This is a genomic window from Pedobacter montanisoli, assembly GCF_022809115.1.
In the GTDB taxonomy this organism is placed as follows: domain Bacteria; phylum Bacteroidota; class Bacteroidia; order Sphingobacteriales; family Sphingobacteriaceae; genus Pedobacter; species Pedobacter montanisoli.
The window spans coordinates 629,544-648,951 of sequence record NZ_JALGBH010000002.1 but is presented as its reverse complement, the minus strand read 5'-3'; the positions used below and the strand labels follow the sequence as shown (position 1 = coordinate 648,951).

Genomic DNA, 19,408 nt, shown 5'->3' with positions numbered 1-19,408 from the left:
GATTTTTTGTAAATCAATTCTATTGTCCAGTTCAGGAAGTGGCTGTAAAACCAATTTCCAAGCTTAAAAGAAAGAGAATGTAAAACTCTCAATATGATAACACAAAAAACATTTTCAAGTGCTAACTTAGTTGTTCATTAAACAAAACAGAACGTGAAAAAATTAGTTTTATTCCTTATTTTATGTAGTGTTACCAGCTTAACTTTTGCACAGAATTTTAAATATGCACATGTTACCGATACCCATGTAGGTACCGCTACAGGTGAAGAAGATCTGCGCAGAACAGTTGCTGATATTAATCAGCAGGACGATATCAATTTTATAATCATAACCGGTGATATTACCGAAATGGGCACAGATGAAGAGCTTAAATTAGCTAAAACCATTCTTGCCGATCTTAAAAAACCTTATTATATCATTCCTGGTAACCACGATACAGGCTGGTCTGAATCTGGCGGTGTTTCTTTCATTAAAAATTTTGGATATGATAAATTTACCTTCGATTACAACGGTTATCGTTTTATAGCTTGTGCATCGGGACCTTATGTAAGAATGAGTGATGGGCATATACCTCGTGATGCCACTGTATGGTTAGATAGCTTATTGAAAAAGACCCCTAAAACCATGCCTTTGATTTTTGTAAACCACTACCCTGTTGATAACAGTCTGGATAATTGGTATGAAATAACCGATCGATTAAAAAAATACAACATACAATACGCGATTTGCGGGCATGGCCACCAAAACAAAGCTCACGATTTTGAGGGTATTCCTGCTACAATGGGCAGATCCAATTTAAGGGCTAATGATGCAGTTGGCGGATACAATATTGTAACCATGAATAAAGATTCTGTTTTCTTTGCCACCAAAAAGCCAGCAGGAGAATTAGCACCTGCATGGCGTAAAATTGCTTTAAAAACTTTTGTAGATAACGGTAAATCTTATGAGAGACCGAGTTATGCCATTAACCAGACTTATGCCAATACAAAAGCTGCATGGACTTATCATAGCAATGCCAATGTAGTAAATACACCTGCTTATACAAACAACTTGGTTGTTTTCGGAAACAGTTTAGGCCATGTTGAAGCATTGAACAGAAATAATGGTAAACTGGTATGGACTTTCAAAACCAAAGGTGCCATTTACTCCTCTCCTGCTATTAGCGCAAATCTAGTTGTACTAGGCTCTGGCGATGGCAATATTTATGCGCTGAACACCACCAACGGTAAACAGGTTTGGAAAGTTGCTGCCCAAAAATCTATTCTCGGTTCCCCGATAATTCATGATGGTAAAGTTTACATTGGTGCTAGCGACAATACTTTTCAATGCCTGGACCTTAAAACAGGCAAAAGCATTTGGAAATTTAGCGAAGTAGAAGGAACCATTGTTGGCAAACCGCTTATTTACCAAGGCAAAATTATTTTCGGATCATGGGGACGTTATTTATATGCTTTAGATTTAAAAACAGGCAGTTTACAGTGGAAATGGACCAATGGCAGCGCCAACCGCATGTTCTCTCCTGCCATGTGCACACCAGTAGCAGCCAATGGTATCGTATATATTGCAGCTCCAGATCGGGTATTAACTGCTATCAATGCTCATAATGGCGAAACTTTATGGCGTAATAAAGAAGCTACCGTACGTGAGTCGATCGGTTTATCTGCTGATAGCTCATTAGTATATGGCAAAACCATGAATGATTACATCGTTGCCTACAAAACATCAGATACAGATAATGGCATAGCCGAAAAAATTAATGTAGGTTATGGTTACGAGCATACGCCTTCTGATCTGATAGAAAAAGATGGTATCTTGTTTTTTGGCACAAAGAACGGAATTATCTATGCAATCAATCCTAAAACCAAAGAAACCATATGGGCGCATAAAATTGATAATGCCATGGTTAACAGTTTTAAAGTAATTGATAAAAATACTGTACTGGCAAGTACAATGGATGGTATAGTAACCTTATTAAAGGTTAAATAACTCCCATTTTTCAAGCAATACTCTGATGCGATGATTTTACATCCTACCGCTGATGAAACAGATGCTTGTATTTAAATAGCTGATGAGAGATTAGATTACGATAAATAAATCTGAAACAGATTATACCTAAAAACCACCATTAAGGTGATTGATAAAGATATCAGCAAATAAACGGCTGATACTGTTATTTAAAAACGAGTAAATTAAAATTTAATTTACTCGTTTTTTGTTTTTTCTTTATTATCATTGCGTTTTAAAAGAATCATGAAAATTAATCGCCTTATCTACATATTGGGCATTGTATGCCTGTCTGTAACCACTTACGCTCAAAAAAAGGAATTCAAGTTTGGCAAAATTAATCCCGAAGATTTTAACATCAGACCCAGTGGACAAGATTCTGCTGCTGCTGCCGTGAAAATTTTTGATGTAGGTGATTGCTATTTCCAATATAATGAAAGGACTGGTTTTAGTTTTATATTTGAAAGACATATACGTTATAAAATCATTAATAAAAACGCTTATGATTTAGCCGATTTCAAAATTCCATTATACAAAAGCAGTAATAGTAACAGAGAAGATTTGTTAAGAATGGAGGCTGCAACCTATAATATGGAGGCTGGCAAAATGGCCGTAACTAAACTTAGTAAAGATTCAAAGTTTACTGAAGAATTCAACAAAAATTACCAAATCAAAAAGTACACTTTAGGTAACGTTAAGGAAGGTTCAATCATAGAATATAAATATGCCATTAGTTCTCCTTTCATCTTCAATTTAAGAGGATGGACCTTTCAATCTGATATTCCAACCCTCTATTCAGAGTACAATGTGAGAATTCCTGAATATTTTGTTTACAAACCATCTTATCAGGGTTATTACAAAATTAACCAGACTAAAAATGAAATGGTAAATGCCAACTATATTATAGGAATTAATTCTAATGCAACCTATACGCAATACGTAATGGAAAATGTTCCTTCTTTAAAAAAAGAACCTTTCATTACTACCGTAGATGATTATATGACATCCATTGATTTTGAACTGATGGGAACCCGTTATCCTAATGATACTTACAGAGATCTTACAGGCAATTGGCCTAAAATTATTAAAGGCCTAGTTAGTGACGAAAACTTTGGCTTATTTGTCAAAAAAAATGCAGCTGCCAAATCCCTTCTTCCTAGCATTATCAAAACAGAAACTGACCCATTGAAAATTACCACCTTGATTTACAATTATATTAAAAGTAATGTAAAATGGAATGACAGTTATAATTTATATACGAGTGAGCTTAACCCAAAAACAATATTAGACAAAAAAACTGGCAACTCAGCCGATATCAATTTGCTATTGTTAAGTTTTCTTAGAGAAGCTAAAATTGATGCAAATGCTCTTTTAGTTAGCACAAGGAGTAATGGTATGCACCCTGGCTTTCCTTTAATAACGAAATTTAATAGTGTATTGGTACATGTTAAGGGCTTAGGCAAAGATTTGATTTTAGATGCTACCAACAAAGATCATTTTTTAGGGATGGTTTCATTTGAAAACCTCAATCATCAGGGTTTTTCTATTGATATCAAAACAGAAACCGGAGCTTGGATTACCACAGAACCAGAATTTGGAGATGAAAAAATATACAGTTATATGCTAACCCTTGATAAAGAAAATAAGTTAAAAGGAAGCATTTTACAATACTATAAAGGTTATGGAGCTCTTTCCAGAAGAAACAGCTACCGTTCAAATGCAAATGAAGCTGAATTTATAAAGAACATCAAAAAAGATAAACAGGGTTTGGAAATAGATAGTTACAAACTGAACAACCTCGATAATTTTGACGAGATTTTAAGTGAAGAATTAGCTGTAACCATTGAAGAAAATGTAGAAGAAGCTGGCAATTTAATTTACTTAAATCCTTTATTATACGAAAGAACTAAGGAAAACTTCTTTAAGCACGAAACCAGAAATTTCCCGGTAGATTTTGCTTACCCTATGAAAGAAAGTATTAGAGCCATCATTAACTTTCCAGCAGATTATGATATTGAAAAATTGCCGCAGGGAGGTGTATTTAAATTACCCGAAAATAAAGGCTCTTTTAGCATAAGCTTTATAAATCAAGACAAAACCGTATTGGTTAGAAGTACAATAGAAATCAATAAAACACTTTTCAAACCAGAAGAATATTTTGATATCAAAGAGCTATTTAAGACGATTATTGAAAAACAAGCAGAACAAATTGTGTTTAAAAAGAAATCTTAACATGCAAAAATATTTTCTTTTAACCTTATTTACAGGATTAATGTCCTTAGCTGCACAATCGCAGAACAATTATGATGCGAGTAAAATTCCAGACAATTTAAAACAAGACGCTGTAGCAGTAGTTAGAAATGAGGAACAAATTTATGAGTACAAAACAATAGGATCAGGAACAATTAAGTATAAGATTGTAATCACTGTTCTTAACAAAGCCGGTGATGCTTATGCAGAATTTACCGAAGTTTATGATCGTTTCTCTAATATATATAATCTAAAAGGGATACTTTATGATGCTACAGGAAAAAAAATAAAAGACTATAAATCATCTGATTTTCTTGACCATAGTTTAGTTTCTAACTACACTATTTTTCAAGACGACCGCGTTAAGCTATTAAATATCTCGAATACCACTTATCCTTATACAGTTGAATACAGTTATTCACAAGACTTTAATGGGATTTTAACGTTGCCTTCATGGAAATCTTTGAAAGGCTATCACATTGCAACAGAAAAATCAAGCTATGTATTTCAAAAAAATGCAGGCTTAAATGTTCGTTTTTTAACGAGCGAAGGCTTAAAAACAGATTCTACTACCGTAAACAATAAAACTACCTATTCTTGGGTCGCAAATAATATTCCTGCAACCATTCACGAGCCTTTAAGTGTGGGTACAGACCAATTATCAGCATGGGTTAAAATTGCGCCAAATCAATTTGAATTTGATAGTTCTAAAGGCGATTTAAGTACTTGGAATAATTTAGGTGCATGGATATCAAAACTCAATGAAAATGGAGATGTTTTGCCCCCTGCAACCAAAACTATAGTGCAAAACCTCATTAAAGATGCTAAAACAGACCGCGAAAAAATACAAATTCTATATAATCATTTACAGCAAAACACTCGTTATGTAAGTGTTCAATTAGGTATTGGAGGGTTCAAACCTATTTTGGCCGAAAAAGTAGCTCAAGTAAATTATGGAGATTGCAAAGCCTTATCAAATTATATGAAAGCGTTGCTTAAAGAGGCTGGCATTCAATCTAATTTAATTGTGATAGGTAATGGCATGCCCGAGCTAAATAAAATGTACTCAAGTATTGGTCAGGCCAATCATATGATTTTAGCTGTACCATCAGCTAAAGACACTACGTTTCTGGAGTGCACCAGTCAAAATTACCCAATGGGTTACATTGGTTATAGTAATTCAGACAGAAATGTATTAATGGTTACAGAAAATGGCGGTAAGCTTATCAGAACTCCAAAATATCAAAGTAAAGACAATTACCAGCTTAGCAAAACATCTGTTTTACTTACTGAAGATGGTACTGCCAATATTTCTACCAAATCAAGCTATGGCAATGCTCAATATGAGGATAACTTACCAAATCTCCTATCTGAACCAACAGAGGTTCGCAAGAGAATTTTACAAAGTTTAGATTTTGCTGATGCTGAACTTCAACAGGTTAAGTTCGAACAAAATGATAAAAAACTTCCTATAGTCAATGGGGAAATCAAATATATAACCAAACAGTTATTAACCAAGGGTGGAGATAAAATGTTTTTAGTGATCAATCAGATTAACCGAAAAGAAAGTGTTCCTGAGAAAGTTACCAATAGAAAAACCTCTTTTGCTATTCCTTTTGATTATAATGACGAAGATGAAATCATCTATACACTGCCAGCAGGTTTAAAAGTTGATTTTTTACCAAAAGATGTTAAGTTAACCTCTGAATTTGGTGAATATACTGCTTCGTTTGTTGCTAATGGAAATACGATTACTTACAAACGCACTCAAACCATGAATTCGAAAACTTATCCTGCTTCTAAGTATAATGAGTATGTAGATTTTTATAAAAAGATTTATCAGGCAGATAAGGTAAAAGCTGTACTTAGCAAATAAGAATAAAGGCTGTTTCAAAAAGATAATCTCTCTTGTGAAACAGCCGATTATAAGATTTTATTTTTTCCCGATTACCACTTTGATCATCCGATCAGGATTTAAATATTTATTAGCGATATCAGTTAATTGAGCTGGTGTAATGGTTTTAACCGTATGGATATATCTGCTATAATAATCATAATCCATACCTGAAAAATAGATATTCTTAAATTTATCAGCATGTGAAAAAGCATTTTCCAGACTGCCCAACATTGAACCCAGCATGTAATTTCTAACCAGATTTAATTCTTCTTTACTAATTGGTTCTGTTTTCAATAACATGATCTCTTTTTCAATTTCCTTAAGCGCATCAGCACATACGTCTGCCCCTACTTCGGTAGCAATAAAGAAATAACCTGCCTGTTTTAACGAAGCTACGGCAGAACCTATGCCATAAGTATAACCCTTATCTTCTCTTATATTGGCCATTAATCTTGAGCCAAAATAGCCACCCAATACACAATTAAGTACTTGTAACGACGGGAAATCAGGGTGATTTCTATCTATAGCTAAATTTCCCATTCTAATGGCTGATTGCAAAGCATCTGGTTTTTCAACATAGATATCCTGACCGTCCTGTGCCGTAAACGACAACTTATTTTTCTCAAAAGGTTGTTCGTTTTTCCATAATTTCCCAAACACCTGATCCAGTACTTCAAAATCTTTATCCAGAAATTTACCAGAAACAATAATTATGCAGTTTTTAGGTTGGTAAGCACTTTGGTAATGAGTCAGCAAATCTTCTCTTTTTAGTTCATCATAATGAGCCATTGTAACATTTATACCATAAGGTGTATTACCAAAAATTGCATGAGCAAAAGTTTTACGACCTACAAAATCATTTTTCTGAAGGTTAACCTGTAAACGTTGCTTTTGGTTCTGCTTATAAATATCCAGTTCTTCCTGCGGAAAAATACTGTTGTTCAAAATATCATAAACAACAGGTAAAACAGAACTAAGGTGTTTAGTAAGCGTAAATAAGGTTACGTTGGTATAATCTGACGAGAAATCCGTTTGCAGAAAAGCACCATAATAATCTATTTTATCTGCAATTTCTTTGGCACTTAAATGAGCTGTACCCGAATTGATTAAACCATTTACGGCCATAGCTAATAATGGTTTGTTTGCATCCCAGTTTACATTCTCAAATATAAACTCAATGCGTACTAAATCCTGTTCTCCTATGTTTAGGGTAAAAACATCAATACCATTAGCCAATTGCTGTTTTACCGGAGGTATAAATTTAATATCGTTAACCTGCTTAAATGCAGGTGCCTGTGTTCTGTTAAGCATTTGCCAAGTAATATAATGTTGACGATTGTTCTTTTCTAAAAGTTTTGTGAGCAGCTTCCTGTATTTGCGCAGCGGTAATCTTTAAATACTTATCTATTTCTGTATTTAAGTTTGCCGCATCTCCCAACAATTCATAGTAAGCCAAATTCATCGCTTTATCCAACAAATTCATTTCAGAGAACACCATAATTGATTCAGACTTGTTTTTAACCTTGGTCAGTTCATTTTCAGTTACCGGCTCAGTGCTTAACTTTTCAAGTTCCTTCCAAATGGCTGCTTCAGCTTCTTCCATTTTAACCCCTTCAACTAATTTACCTTCAACAATAAACAAACCTTGATCTATACTGGCAGTGATATAAGCATTGATATCACTAAACAATTTCTGTTCTTTGAGCAAACTGTTAAATAAGCGTGATGATTGCCCTTGCGATAAAATATCAGACATCAGATCATAAATCTGATATGATTTATCTAAACGTTCCGGCATTTTAAAAGCCATATAGATTGCATTTAAAGGCACATTTGCCTCAACCGTTAATTTTCTCATTTCAGTCTGCACAGGTTCTTTTGGTAAATTTCTGTGGTATTTTTCTCCAGCAGGTATATTACCAAACCATTTTTCGGCCAGTTGTTTAACCTCTTCTGTTTTCACATTTCCGCCTACCACCATAATTGCATTTTGCGGATTGTAATGTTTTTTAAAGAAAGCTTTAACATCTTCCATTTTCGCATTTTCAATCTGTGCAAGATCTTGTCCAATGGTGGCCCATCTGTACGGATGCTTCTGATAAGCCAAAGGTCTTAATTTTAACCATACATCGCCATAAGGCTGGTTCAGGTAACGTTGCTTAAATTCTTCACAAACCACATTTCGCTGTGTTTCCAAGCTTTTTTCAGAAAAAGCAAGGCTCAACATACGATCACTTTCCAGCCAGAAAGCAGTTTCTATATTTACTGCAGGTAAAGTAATGTAATAATTGGTGATATCATTGCTGGTAAAGGCATTGTTCTCTCCGCCTACCCTTTGCAAAGGCTCATCATAACTTGGTATGTTAACAGAGCCACCAAACATCAGATGTTCGAAGAGATGTGCAAATCCGGTCCGTCCCTCTTCTTCATCTCTGGCACCTACATCATATAAAATATTTAAGACAGCCATAGGTGTGGTGTCATCTTCATGCACCAATATTTTTAGCCCATTGGCCAGTGTAAAACGATTGAAATTTATCATATTAATCTTTAGACGGGTAAAGATAGTCGTTTAGCTTTAAAATAAGAGTACACAAGCAATCGGGTTTTTATCCCCATGTGTTAAAATTACAACCTGCTAACGCGAATACCACTAAACGTTCTGTGCTTTTTCTTTATCTTTGTTCCTATGAATACAAGCGATTTACTGACCAGAGCATTAAATTTCGATTTCTTAACTCAGGAAGAGGGTGTTTTCTTATACCATAACGCTTCAACTGCCGAACTGGCTTTTGTGGCTAATGAACTTAGAAAAATCCAGGTACCAAGTGGTAAAGTAACCTGGCAAATCGACAGAAATGTAAATACCACCAACGTTTGTATTGCAAATTGCAAATTCTGTAACTTTTTTCGTAGACCAGGTCATGAAGAAAGCTATATTACTGATATTGAAACCTATAAAGTAAAGATAGAGGAAACCTTTAAATATGGAGGAGACCAGTTATTGCTACAAGGTGGTCACCACCCTGATTTAGGTTTAAATTTTTATGCTACTTTATTTAAACAACTCAAAGAGCTTTATCCTAATCTGAAATTACACGCTTTAGGTCCCCCTGAAATTGCACATATCGCTAAACTAGAAGGTATTTCTCATACCGAAGTACTTAAAGCATTAAAAGAAGCTGGCTTAGACAGTTTACCCGGTGCTGGTGCAGAAATTCTGAATGACCGTGTTCGTCGTTTAATCTCTAAAGGTAAATGCGGCGGACAGGAATGGCTGGATGTAATGCGTGCAGCTCACCAGTTGGATATCACCACTTCTGCCACCATGATGTTTGGACATATAGAAACCATTGAAGAACGTTTTGAGCATTTGGTATGGATACGTGAGGTACAAAGTGAGAAACCTGAGAGTGCAAATGGTTTTCTTGCATTTATTCCATGGCCTTTCCAAGATGATGGCACTTTACTTAAACGTTTGCGTGGCATCAGCAATAATGTTACGGGCGATGAATATGTAAGAATGATCGCATTGAGTAGAATTATGCTTCCTAATGTTAAAAATATACAGGCCAGTTGGTTAACCGTGGGTAAAACCGTTGCCCAACTTTGCTTGCATGCCGGAGCAAATGATTTTGGTTCAATCATGATCGAAGAAAACGTGGTATCGGCAGCAGGAGCCCCACACCGTTTTACAGCTAAAGGTATCCAGACTGCGATAAGAGAAGCTGGTTTTGAACCTCAGCTACGCGGACAGAAATACAACTACCGTGATCTGCCTGAGCATATGGAAGAACAGGTTATTACCTATTAAAAACAGTACATCATGAAAAAACTCTCGACACGAAATATAAGCTTAATTTTATTTTTTTTATGCTTAAGTTCAATTACGAATGCCCAAGATGGTTGGTTTAAACAAAAAATCAGCAATAGGATTACTGTCAGCTTTCCAACTGAGCCAAAAAAAATAAATGAAACTAGCTTTGGCTTAAATCAGGATGATATAATTTATGCTACTTCTTTTGTTGATTTACTAAAAGTAACCTCTTTGTCGCTAGAGGCATTTAACAAAAGCGTAATTTCACAAGAATATGCAGATGAATTTTTGGAAGGTTTAGCCCCTTCTTTTCCAAAATATGTTTTCGAAAAACCAAAAATTTACAACTTTCAAAGCTGCACATCTTATACAATTTACGGTAAAGACTCCGTAAACAGATCAACAATTCATATAAACATTGTGTTTGTTGATGGCATAGCTTATACAGTGGGTTGTATTTTACCTGAGAATAAAGACTCTAAGCTAAAAGATCTTTTTTTGGCCAATATTAACATATCGAAATAAGTATTTTTAAATATAATTTGTTAGCTCTTTAGGCAAAAACATCAATAATTTTCTTTAAGCACTATTTTTTTGATAAATTAACCAAAAAAACATTTGTGTTAAAAGCTATTATTGTTGATGACGAAGAGTTTGCCCGTTCTTCTCTGTATTTTTTATTGCAGGAGAATTGTCCGGATATCCATATTTCGGGTATTGCAAAATCTGTAAAAGAAGCACGAACCTTACTTGCAACACATGTTGTTGATCTCATCTTTCTGGATATAGCCATGCCCGGAGAAAACGGTTTTGAGCTGATTCCAGATGTACAACAGAGCAATGCTACGGTTATTTTTACTACTGCTTATGACCAGTATGCCTTAAAAGCCATTAAAGCCAATGCCATAGACTATCTGCTTAAACCTATAGATATTGATGATCTTAAAGATGCTGTTAGCAAAGCCTCTAAACACCATAAATTAAGCCAACTGGATAAGCAAATCCGTACTGAAAGTTTAAAAAACCTTGAAAACGACCTAAATAATCAGCAGAATATCAATAAAATTACGCTTCCGGCCAGTCAGGGCTACAGGGTTGTAGAACTGGATGATATTTTACATATAGAAGCCGACAGTAATTATTCTGTTTTTAATCTTGTAAATAAAGAAAAAATAACCGTTTCAAAGGTTTTAAAAGACTTTGAAGAAATCTTACCTGAAAATAGGTTTTTACGCATCCATAAGTCAAGTATTGTCAACCTTGCTCATGTTAAGGAGTATTACAATAAAAATGGACTAACTGTAGCTTTGCAAAATGGGGAAACCATAGCTGTTTCCAGACGAAGGGCAAGCGATTTCTATGAAAAAATAAAATCATACACCATTAAGAATAGTGACAAATAAAAAGCTTACATATTACTTCGTATGGTTGCTTTTAGTAGTATTGCCTTTAAGTACGCTAAAAGCACAGAAAATTTATTTGCCCCACTATACTACCAAACAGGGTTTACCCAGCAACAACTGCTTTTTTTCCATTCAGGATAAAAAAGGTTATTTATGGATAGCCACCGATGCGGGTGTAAGCCGCTTTGACGGTACGGTTTTTGAAAACTTCACGGTTAATAACGGTCTTCCAGATAACCAGATCTTACAATTGAGAGAAGATAGCAAAGGGCGTATCTGGTTCTTGTCGTTAAACGGACAGCTTAGTTATTTTTATAACGGTAAAATTTATAATCAGGATAACAATCCTCAGCTTAAAGAACTAAATTTCAATACCGTTATAGTTTCATTTTTTGAAGACAGCAAGGGACGTATCTGGTTTGGTACAAATACCAATTTAATTGGCTTATGGGATGGCAAATCTTTATCCAGGCTAAGCGCCTTATCTCAGTACAATAAATTTCAAAACGCTTTTATATACGAAGATAAGAACGGAAATATCTGGGCTTACAATGAAAATTCAACATTTTTATATACCAGAGGAAATTTTCTGCTGGTGGGTGATCATATCTTTCCTCAATCTTACAAAACAGTACAATATCATAATCACCATACTTTTTTGGTAGATAACACAGGGCTCAATCTTAAAGAAGGACCTAATAACACACTTCTTTTTACCATACCTAAAGAACTCGCCGCAAGCAAATTGGGTTATATCTTTTATGATGGAAATGAACTTTGGTTAAGCAATAATCATGGAGCCTATAAAGTAGATCAACAAGGTAATACAGAACATTTTTTAGGCAATGAAGATGTTAACCAAATTCTTAAAGACAGAACAGGAAACGTATGGTTCATTACCAAGAATGGCATCTATAAAATGCCCAACAACAATGAGCAATTGTTTATACTGGATAAAGAGTATGGTTTAACGGAAAACAACTTAAAAAGTATTTATAAAGACAATCGTAACAGGTTATGGCTTGGTACCGGAAATGCACAAATCAACATTTTAAACCTTCATAATAAGAAAGTTGAGAATTTTAGTTTACCCGACAAGGATAAATTCAATGCTATAAAACAACTGGGTTTTAACATACAGGATAACAAAATGTATTTTGTTTCCGATTATGGCTTAGGTAGTATAGATGCAAATTATCCTGCTTCAAAAAACATCAGTTATTTAAAAGAAAAAGAGAATCTGTTTTTTGTCGTTAAGAATTTCACATTTAACAAATTTAATAATTTAAGCATTGCACTTTCATCAGGTGTATTTACTTTAAACGACAATAACCTTAGTTTCTCGACCCAAAAATCTGATTTCCAGAAAAGCCTTAAAGGCAGAGCTTACCGGGTTTTTTACGATCACAACAACAACCTCTGGTTCTCTAATATCAATGGCTTAAACGAGATCAGAAATAAATCTGTTTACCCCCATTACCAAAATCATCCGCTCTTAAAAAAGCGCATTAACGACATACAGCAATTACCAGATCAGACACTGGTTCTCGCTACTGATGGCTATGGTATTCTGTATTATAAAAACAATAAAATTCTTAATCAGATTACTACGGTTAATGGTTTAAGTAACAATATTGTAAACCGACTGTTTGTAAAAAACAATGCAGTATGGGCCATCAGTAACACGGGAATTAACCGTATTACCTTACACAAGAATATACCCAGTATTACTTCTTTTGACTATTTAAATGAAGTTCTTTCTGATGACCTGAATGATCTGTATATCGATTCTGATACCGCCTATTTTGCCACAAAGAATGGCCTGCTATATTTTGCGCATAAACAGAGTATCCAAAATAATCCTGCTCCACAGGTATATATCTCTTCTGTAAGCAAAAATCATCAGGATTTAGACTTAGGTGTACCTAACTCTATTTTGCAACCCGATGAACAGAATATAACCATTAATTACAGCGCCATAGATTTCAAAAACCGCAATATTATCTACAGATATCGCTTAAAAGCCGATGCCACATGGATAGAAACCAAAAGCAGAAGATTAGACCTTACCTCTTTAGAACCGGGCTCTTATGTTTTTGAAGTTTGTGCCAAAAGTCAGGATAGCAAATGGAGCAAAGCCTCTACTTTTAGCTTTACCTTAAAAAAATACTTTTACCAAACCTGGTGGTTCATCTGTATTATTATTGTTTTGGCAGCGTGTTTACTTTATCTCATCGCTTCAGATATTACCAAACGCAAGAAAAATAAAGAACAGGAACAGCTCCTGTTAAGGAATAAAGTATTAATGCTTGAGCAAAAGGCTTTACAAGCTATGATGAATCCGCATTTTGTATTTAATGTAATGAACTCCATACAGCATTATATCAATACAAAAAATACTTCTTCAGCCAATAAGGTGTTAACCGGTTTTGCTAAACTTATCCGTAAAAATCTTGAAGTCTGTACCAAAAGCTATATCAATTTGGAAGAAGAAATCGAATATCTTAACCTCTATCTAAGTTTAGAAAAATACCGTTTCGGCGATAAATTTAATTACCACATCATCATTAACGATGAAATTGATAAAGATGAAACCTATATTCCTTCAATGCTGTTACAGCCTTTTATTGAAAATGCAATATGGCATGGCATTATGCCGAAAGAAGAAGGTGGTACAGTTACCATAGACATCGGTGTACTTGAAAAAGAAAGTGATTGTTTACTGATCAAAATTATAGATGATGGCATTGGTATTGAAAATTCACTCAAGAATAAACAAAAAAGTCATCAGAGTAAAGGTATGAGTCTTACCCTTGAACGGATTAACTTACTCAACAAGATTGAAGCAAAATCTATACGCTTTAAGGTACAACAGAATGGAAATTGGGGCACTACGGTTACAATTAATATACCGATGAACTAAGACTTTACCGTTTACTCAAAAAAACCTACCATTCACTAAATAAGAAACCCGAAGCCCTAAGTTTTGTATTAAACTTGTTTTAGAAAATTAAACAAATCCATTAGTGATATTGTTGAATATACGTTCTTAAAGGATTGGTAAGATATTTTTTAACCTAACCTAAAATTATATCTCAATTCAGGTTTCATTTGTGTGTTAAAAGCGTCCCGATTAAACAATCAGGACGCTTTTTTATTTTAGTTATATTTTTGGCGGTATCATGCTAGTTGATTTCTTTTTTCAGTTCTAACTTTATTCCTCTAATGATATGCCAGAACTATATGTAGATAGTGTTTCTCATCATTTTAAAAACCAGAATGTGCTTAATGGTGTGCATCTGCAATGCAACACAGGCGACATAAAAGGAATATTAGGCAGAAATGGTTGCGGAAAATCAACCTTGCTAAAATGTATATTTGGGAGTATCAAAGCAGATCATATTTACCTTAAATTAAACGGTAAGATGATTAAAAAACCCGCATACCTTACACAACAGATAGCTTATCTGCCACAACATCCTTTCTTGCCACAACAATTAAAATTAGAAACTATCATCAATTTACTTTGCAACAGGTATAAAAAAGAGCTACTCGATATCAAGCTCATACAACAGCATCTCAAAAGTAAGATAGCCACTTTATCAGGCGGTACAGTTCGCTTAGTTGAAGCAATTCTGACAATATACAGCGATGCAGATTTTGTTCTTTTAGATGAACCCTTCTCTCAATTGTCGCCAGTTATGATCCAGGAAATCAAAAAACATATCTTATTGCTAAAACAGCACAAAGCATTTGTGATCACTGATCATTATTACCGTGATATTATCGATATTTCTACCGAGATCATGCTACTTAAAAACGGGTCTAATTATGCCATCAACAGTATGGAAGATTTAAGTCTGCATAACTATATACCTTATCATTAAGCATATATAGAACAATACGCTTCTTTCTTATTTTAAAATCTTCTTTTTTTATTTACACCTTAAAAATATTCCCTATAAAAACCCGTTTTTAATGACATTAAATATCGTTTTAAAAATTTTAAAAAAAATTTCACAGAAGCGGTTTTTATTATAATTTTGGCACCCGTAAACGAAACAGGAAAAGAACTTTCTACTTTAGAAAAGATTTTCTTAATTTTAACTAAGCATACAACTTTCGAATATTTTAACTATTTTTTTGTGTTATGAAAACGCCTAAAAAATCTATTCCGAACAAACCAACAAGTAAGCCTAAATCAAAAGAAGACTTAGACGACGATTTTGATGATGATGATGTAACCGCGGACAAAAGTTACGAAGATGAAGACGAAGATGACTTTGACATGCCGCTTGATGATTTAGATACCTTCGAAAGTTTTGATGACGACGATGACGATTATTAATCTAAAATCAGCATAAAATAAAAAGCATCCCTTTCAGGATGCTTTTTATTTTATTAACTTTTGCCATTCTAAAGTTTAAACCGGAGTAAATGAAAGTTACCGAAGTAAAAGACAGATCAACACAGCAACGTTTCTTAAATATAGTTGAAGAGTTGTACAAAAACGACCCAAACTATATAAGACCTTTAGATCAGGATATAGAAAAGGTTTTTGATCAACATGCCAATCCTTTTTTTAAACATGGCGAGTGCACCAGATGGATACTGGAAGACAAACAAGGGAATACCGTTGGCCGCATAGCTGCATTTATAAACCAGAAGAAAGCGCATCTTTATGAAAAACCTACGGGTGGCATAGGCTTTTTTGAAAGCATAAATCAACAAGATACCGCTAATGTGCTCTTTGATACGGCAAAAGCCTGGTTAAAAGAACGAAACATTGAGGTAATGGAAGGACCTATAAATTTTGGCGAGAATGATTCTTTCTGGGGTTTGTTGGTAGAGGGGTTTACCCCTGCTTCGTACGGCATGAATTATCATTTACCTTATTACCATAACCTGTTTACTAATTATGGCTTTAAAACGGCTTATGAGCAATTAACCAATATCATTGATATTAGGATACCTTTTCCTGAGCGCTTTACTAAAATTGCCAATTGGGTTGCATCTAAACCAGCTTACAGCTTCGAACATTTTCAAAAATCGAATGCCAGTAAATACATTTCTGATTTAATGGAGATTTATAATGATGGCTGGAAAGATTTTGAAAACTTCGTTCCTATAAAAAGAGAAACTTTGGAAGAGAGTTTTAAACAGATGGAAGTAATCATGGATGAAAAGCTGATCTGGTTTGCTTATTCTAATGGCGAACCTGCTTCTTTTGTTGTAATTATTCCGGATGCCAACCAAATGATCAAAGGTTTTAACGGCAAATTAGGGCTGTTACAGAAGTTAAAATTTGCGTATAGACGCTGGAAAGGCATTAACCGTATGCGTGCCATTGTAATGGGAACCAAACAGGCTTATCAGAAACATGGCCTGGAATCGGCATTATTCATTAAGCTTAAAGAATACGTGATACCCAAAAATCAGTACGATGAGCTGGAGCTTTCATGGGTAGGCGATTTTAACGAAAAAATGCTGGCCATACATGAAGCAACCGGCGCCCGATTTGGCAAAAAGCATTTGACCTTAAGGGTAGATATTTAAAAAGAGGCTGTTCAATATATTTTTATCTATCATTCTGAACTCGTTTCAGGAACTTAAATAAATAGATTCCATATCAAGTACAGAATGACGCAGGGTAAATTGAACAGCCTTTCTACTTACATATTTATGGTTATTCCTAAAAGCTTGTAAAATTCTTTTAAGATAGCAGGATGTCCTGGCCATGCAGGTGAGGTTACTAAATTACCATCAACTACAGCCTGGTCTGCAGGAATATTTTTCCATGTACCTCCTGCCAGTTTAATATCAGGGCCTACTGCAACATAAGCAGTTAATGTTCTTCCTTTTAAAACCTCTGCTGCGGTTAAAACTTGTATGCCATGACAAATTGCTGCAACTGGCTTATTTTCATTGAAGAAATGGCGAGTATATTCCAGTACTTTTTCATTTAAGCGGATGTATTCAGGGGCTCTGCCTCCACAAACATACAAACCATCATAATCTGCAAGGTTTACTTCATCAAAGCTCTTGTTCAACATAAAATTATGACCACGAAGCTCACAATAAGTCTGATCGCCTACAAAATCGTGAACGGCAGTTGGTACTGTTTCTCCTGCTTTTTTATCCGGACAAACCACATCAACACTCAAACCTACAGATAGTAAAGCCTGAAAAGGAACCATCACTTCATAGTCTTCTACAAAGTCGCCGGCTAACATTAAAATTTTCTTACTCATAATCATTAATTTTTAGCTAAGTAAATTTAAAGCTTTAATGAGTGAGAATTGTTAAATCAATGTTAATTAAATACCGAGTTTTTCGTATAAAGAAATTACTTTTTGCTGTAGTTTCATCACTTCTCTGTCCTTGTCGGCCAGTTTATTTTTTAACTGTGATAATTTTTCTACCAAGTCTTGTGAAGCCCCACTTACAATATCTTTAGATATGATAGAAATAACAGACACCTTAAAATATTTAGCAATCTGTGCTAAGCGTGAAATATTAAGGTCCGTTAATCCAGATTCTATTTTTGAAAGTGCCGCAACCGAAATATCCAAAGCTTTGGCAACCTCTGTCTGGCCTTTATCTGCATCTAAACGCAGTTGCCTAATGTTTTTGCCTATCTCTTTAACTAAGGGGGTTTGCGGCATTTTAACTACGATTTAATTTCGGCAGCGAGTTTTGGCAAGTCCATACCCGCATAATTACCAGAGCTCATCAGCAACAGATTCTTGTTACGAAAATCAAAGCTTCTTAAATAAGCTTCCAGTTTGACTGGATTATTAAAGAACATAATAGCTTTGTCATTAAATGCCGTTTGAATATCATCTTCTGTTAAAGGCTCCATCCTTTTGATCAAAAACGTCTTGTCATCTATGTACACCATGGCTACATCTGCATCTTTCATGGCATCTTTATATTCTTTTAGAAAATCTTTATTCAAACTGCTAAAGGTATGTAACTCTATCATGGCCACAAGTTCTCTGTCTGGAAACTGAGCTTTAACCGCTTGTATAGTCGCTTTCAGTTTTGAGGGCGAATGCGCAAAGTCTTTATAGACATTGGTCTGGTTTACAGCATTTAATAGCTCGAGGCGTTTAGCAGCACCCGTAAAAGTTGAGATTGCCTTATCAAATTCAGTTTCACTAATCCCTAACTCCCTGCAAACCATACGTGCGGCATTGAGGTTCATCAGGTTATGATCTCCAAATACTTTTAAAGGTGTATGTTCAGGTAAAAGATAAGTAATTCCATTTTTTACTTCATGTAAAGGAATTTGGTAAGGTATTTTAACAATATTTGCAGCAGAAGTCTCAACGGTTTGTTTCAGCACTTCATCCGTTTCGCAATAGATTACTTTTCCTTTAGGCTCAATGGTTGTTAAAAAATTGGCAAACTGCTCAACATAATTCTCAAAAGTTGGAAAAACATTGATGTGATCCCAAGCTATACCACTTAAAATGGCAATATTAGCTTTATATAGATGGAATTTAGGTCGCCTGTCTATAGGAGAAGCCAAATATTCATCTCCTTCTATAATAATAACCGGAGCGCTATCGGTAATCTTTACCATGGTATCGAAGCCAGCAAGCTGTGCACCTACCAAATAATCAAAATCTTTCTGGTAATAATTGAGCACGTGCAAGATCATTGAAGTAATGGTAGTTTTACCATGGCTACCTCCTATTACCACACGGGTCTTATTTTTCGACTGCTCGTATATATATTCGGGATAAGAGTAAATCTTTAATCCCAATGCTTGCGCTTTAAGTAGCTCAGGATTATCAACACGGGCATGCATACCTAAAATTACGGCATCGATATCAGTAGTGATATTTTCTTCATGCCAACCTATTTCTGTGGGCAGCAGGCCATATTTAGCCAGTCTGCTGTTTGAAGGTTCAAAAATCACATCATCTGAACCTGTAACCAAAAAACCTTTTTTATGCAGAGCAATAGCTAAATTGTGCATAGCTGCTCCACCTATGGCTATAAAATGAACTCTCATTGTTATTCTTTTTA

15 protein-coding genes are annotated in these 19,408 nt (G+C 34.8%); 10 read left to right on the top strand and 5 right to left on the bottom strand.

The genetic code is table 11. The features are described from left to right. Window positions 1-153: 153 nt before the first annotated feature. From MMF97_RS14640 to MMF97_RS10575, 3 genes are all read left to right on the top strand, one after another. Window positions 154-1,986 carry an outer membrane protein assembly factor BamB family protein gene (locus MMF97_RS14640; protein ID WP_243362241.1) on the top strand — a complete coding sequence of 611 codons (1,833 nt, stop codon included), beginning with the start codon at window positions 154-156 and terminating at the stop codon, window positions 1,984-1,986. 264 nt (window positions 1,987-2,250) lie between these two features. Continuing rightward, window positions 2,251-4,236, top strand: a complete 1,986-nt coding sequence (locus MMF97_RS10580; protein ID WP_243362239.1) for a DUF3858 domain-containing protein — start codon at window positions 2,251-2,253, stop codon at window positions 4,234-4,236. Between the two features lies 1 nt (window position 4,237). Then, entirely contained in the window at window positions 4,238-6,130 is a 1,893-nt protein-coding gene (locus tag MMF97_RS10575) for a DUF3857 domain-containing protein (RefSeq protein WP_243362238.1), read from the top strand. Between the two features lie 57 nt (window positions 6,131-6,187). On the opposite strand, the gene MMF97_RS10570 is transcribed toward MMF97_RS10575, so the two are convergent. Together MMF97_RS10570 and MMF97_RS10565 are read right to left on the bottom strand one after the other, a co-directional pair. After that, a complete protein-coding gene (locus MMF97_RS10570) occupies window positions 6,188-7,462 on the bottom strand; it encodes a M16 family metallopeptidase (protein WP_243362237.1) in 1,275 nt (424 codons plus the stop codon). Next, a complete protein-coding gene (locus MMF97_RS10565) occupies window positions 7,455-8,693 on the bottom strand; it encodes a M16 family metallopeptidase (protein WP_243362236.1) in 1,239 nt (412 codons plus the stop codon). The genes MMF97_RS10570 and MMF97_RS10565 overlap by 8 nt, the downstream gene beginning before the upstream one ends. A 147-nt stretch (window positions 8,694-8,840) precedes the next feature. On the opposite strand from MMF97_RS10565, the gene mqnC reads away from it, so the two are divergent. The 7 genes from mqnC (at window position 8,841) to MMF97_RS10530 (ending at window position 16,927) form a co-directional block, all read left to right on the top strand. After that, the gene (gene mqnC / locus MMF97_RS10560) at window positions 8,841-9,965 is read left to right on the top strand and encodes a cyclic dehypoxanthinyl futalosine synthase (protein ID WP_243362235.1); all 1,125 of its coding nucleotides are present in this window, start codon (window positions 8,841-8,843) and stop codon (window positions 9,963-9,965) included. Window positions 9,966-9,977: 12 nt separating this feature from the next. Beyond that, window positions 9,978-10,493 (top strand): hypothetical protein, encoded by a 516-nt coding sequence (locus tag MMF97_RS10555; protein WP_243362234.1) that lies wholly within the window; start codon window positions 9,978-9,980, stop codon window positions 10,491-10,493. A 95-nt stretch (window positions 10,494-10,588) separates the two neighbouring features. Further along, window positions 10,589-11,371 (top strand): LytR/AlgR family response regulator transcription factor, encoded by a 783-nt coding sequence (locus MMF97_RS14635; RefSeq protein ID WP_243362233.1) that lies wholly within the window; start codon window positions 10,589-10,591, stop codon window positions 11,369-11,371. Then, window positions 11,361-14,294, top strand: a complete 2,934-nt coding sequence (locus tag MMF97_RS10545; protein ID WP_243362232.1) for a sensor histidine kinase — start codon at window positions 11,361-11,363, stop codon at window positions 14,292-14,294. The genes MMF97_RS14635 and MMF97_RS10545 overlap by 11 nt, the downstream gene beginning before the upstream one ends. Before the next feature lie 307 nt (window positions 14,295-14,601). After that, window positions 14,602-15,258: an ATP-binding cassette domain-containing protein gene (locus MMF97_RS10540; protein WP_243362230.1), complete on the top strand. Its 657-nt coding sequence runs from the start codon at window positions 14,602-14,604 to the stop codon at window positions 15,256-15,258. Between the two features lie 263 nt (window positions 15,259-15,521). Beyond that, a complete protein-coding gene (locus MMF97_RS10535; RefSeq protein ID WP_243362228.1) occupies window positions 15,522-15,719 on the top strand; it encodes a hypothetical protein in 198 nt (65 codons plus the stop codon). An 89-nt stretch (window positions 15,720-15,808) separates the two neighbouring features. Beyond that, complete coding sequence (locus MMF97_RS10530; protein ID WP_243362226.1) at window positions 15,809-16,927, top strand: GNAT family N-acetyltransferase; 1,119 nt, start codon at window positions 15,809-15,811, stop codon at window positions 16,925-16,927. Between the two features lie 116 nt (window positions 16,928-17,043). Here MMF97_RS10530 and MMF97_RS10525 read toward each other — a convergent pair whose 3' ends face one another. The 3 genes from MMF97_RS10525 to MMF97_RS10515 all read right to left on the bottom strand — a co-directional run bounded on the left by MMF97_RS10525 (window position 17,044) and on the right by MMF97_RS10515 (window position 19,394). After that, window positions 17,044-17,622, bottom strand: coding sequence for a DJ-1/PfpI family protein (locus MMF97_RS10525; protein WP_243362224.1), 579 nt, complete (start codon window positions 17,620-17,622; stop codon window positions 17,044-17,046). A gap of 66 nt (window positions 17,623-17,688) precedes the next feature. Continuing rightward, window positions 17,689-18,036 carry a helix-turn-helix domain-containing protein gene (locus MMF97_RS10520; RefSeq protein ID WP_243362222.1) on the bottom strand — a complete coding sequence of 116 codons (348 nt, stop codon included), beginning with the start codon at window positions 18,034-18,036 and terminating at the stop codon, window positions 17,689-17,691. 5 nt (window positions 18,037-18,041) lie between these two features. Then, entirely contained in the window at window positions 18,042-19,394 is a 1,353-nt protein-coding gene (locus tag MMF97_RS10515; RefSeq protein ID WP_243362221.1) for a UDP-N-acetylmuramate--L-alanine ligase, read from the bottom strand. Window positions 19,395-19,408 lie beyond the last annotated feature (14 nt).

Excerpts from the sequence above, each read along its gene's own strand:
- MMF97_RS10570 (WP_243362237.1), bottom strand. The coding sequence starts at position 7,462 with ATGCTTAACAGAACACAGGCACCTGCATTTAAGCAGGTTAACGATATT.
- MMF97_RS10540 (WP_243362230.1), top strand. The coding sequence starts at position 14,602 with ATGCCAGAACTATATGTAGATAGTGTTTCTCATCATTTTAAAAACCAG.
- MMF97_RS10555 (WP_243362234.1), top strand. The coding sequence starts at position 9,978 with ATGAAAAAACTCTCGACACGAAATATAAGCTTAATTTTATTTTTTTTA.
- MMF97_RS10575 (WP_243362238.1), top strand. The coding sequence starts at position 4,238 with ATGCAAAAATATTTTCTTTTAACCTTATTTACAGGATTAATGTCCTTA.
- MMF97_RS10525 (WP_243362224.1), bottom strand. The coding sequence starts at position 17,622 with ATGAGTAAGAAAATTTTAATGTTAGCCGGCGACTTTGTAGAAGACTAT.
- MMF97_RS10535 (WP_243362228.1), top strand. The coding sequence starts at position 15,522 with ATGAAAACGCCTAAAAAATCTATTCCGAACAAACCAACAAGTAAGCCT.
- MMF97_RS10515 (WP_243362221.1), bottom strand. The coding sequence starts at position 19,394 with ATGAGAGTTCATTTTATAGCCATAGGTGGAGCAGCTATGCACAATTTA.
- MMF97_RS10520 (WP_243362222.1), bottom strand. The coding sequence starts at position 18,036 with ATGCCGCAAACCCCCTTAGTTAAAGAGATAGGCAAAAACATTAGGCAA.
- MMF97_RS10530 (WP_243362226.1), top strand. The coding sequence starts at position 15,809 with ATGAAAGTTACCGAAGTAAAAGACAGATCAACACAGCAACGTTTCTTA.
- MMF97_RS10580 (WP_243362239.1), top strand. The coding sequence starts at position 2,251 with ATGAAAATTAATCGCCTTATCTACATATTGGGCATTGTATGCCTGTCT.
- mqnC (WP_243362235.1), top strand. The coding sequence starts at position 8,841 with ATGAATACAAGCGATTTACTGACCAGAGCATTAAATTTCGATTTCTTA.
- MMF97_RS10565 (WP_243362236.1), bottom strand. The coding sequence starts at position 8,693 with ATGATAAATTTCAATCGTTTTACACTGGCCAATGGGCTAAAAATATTG.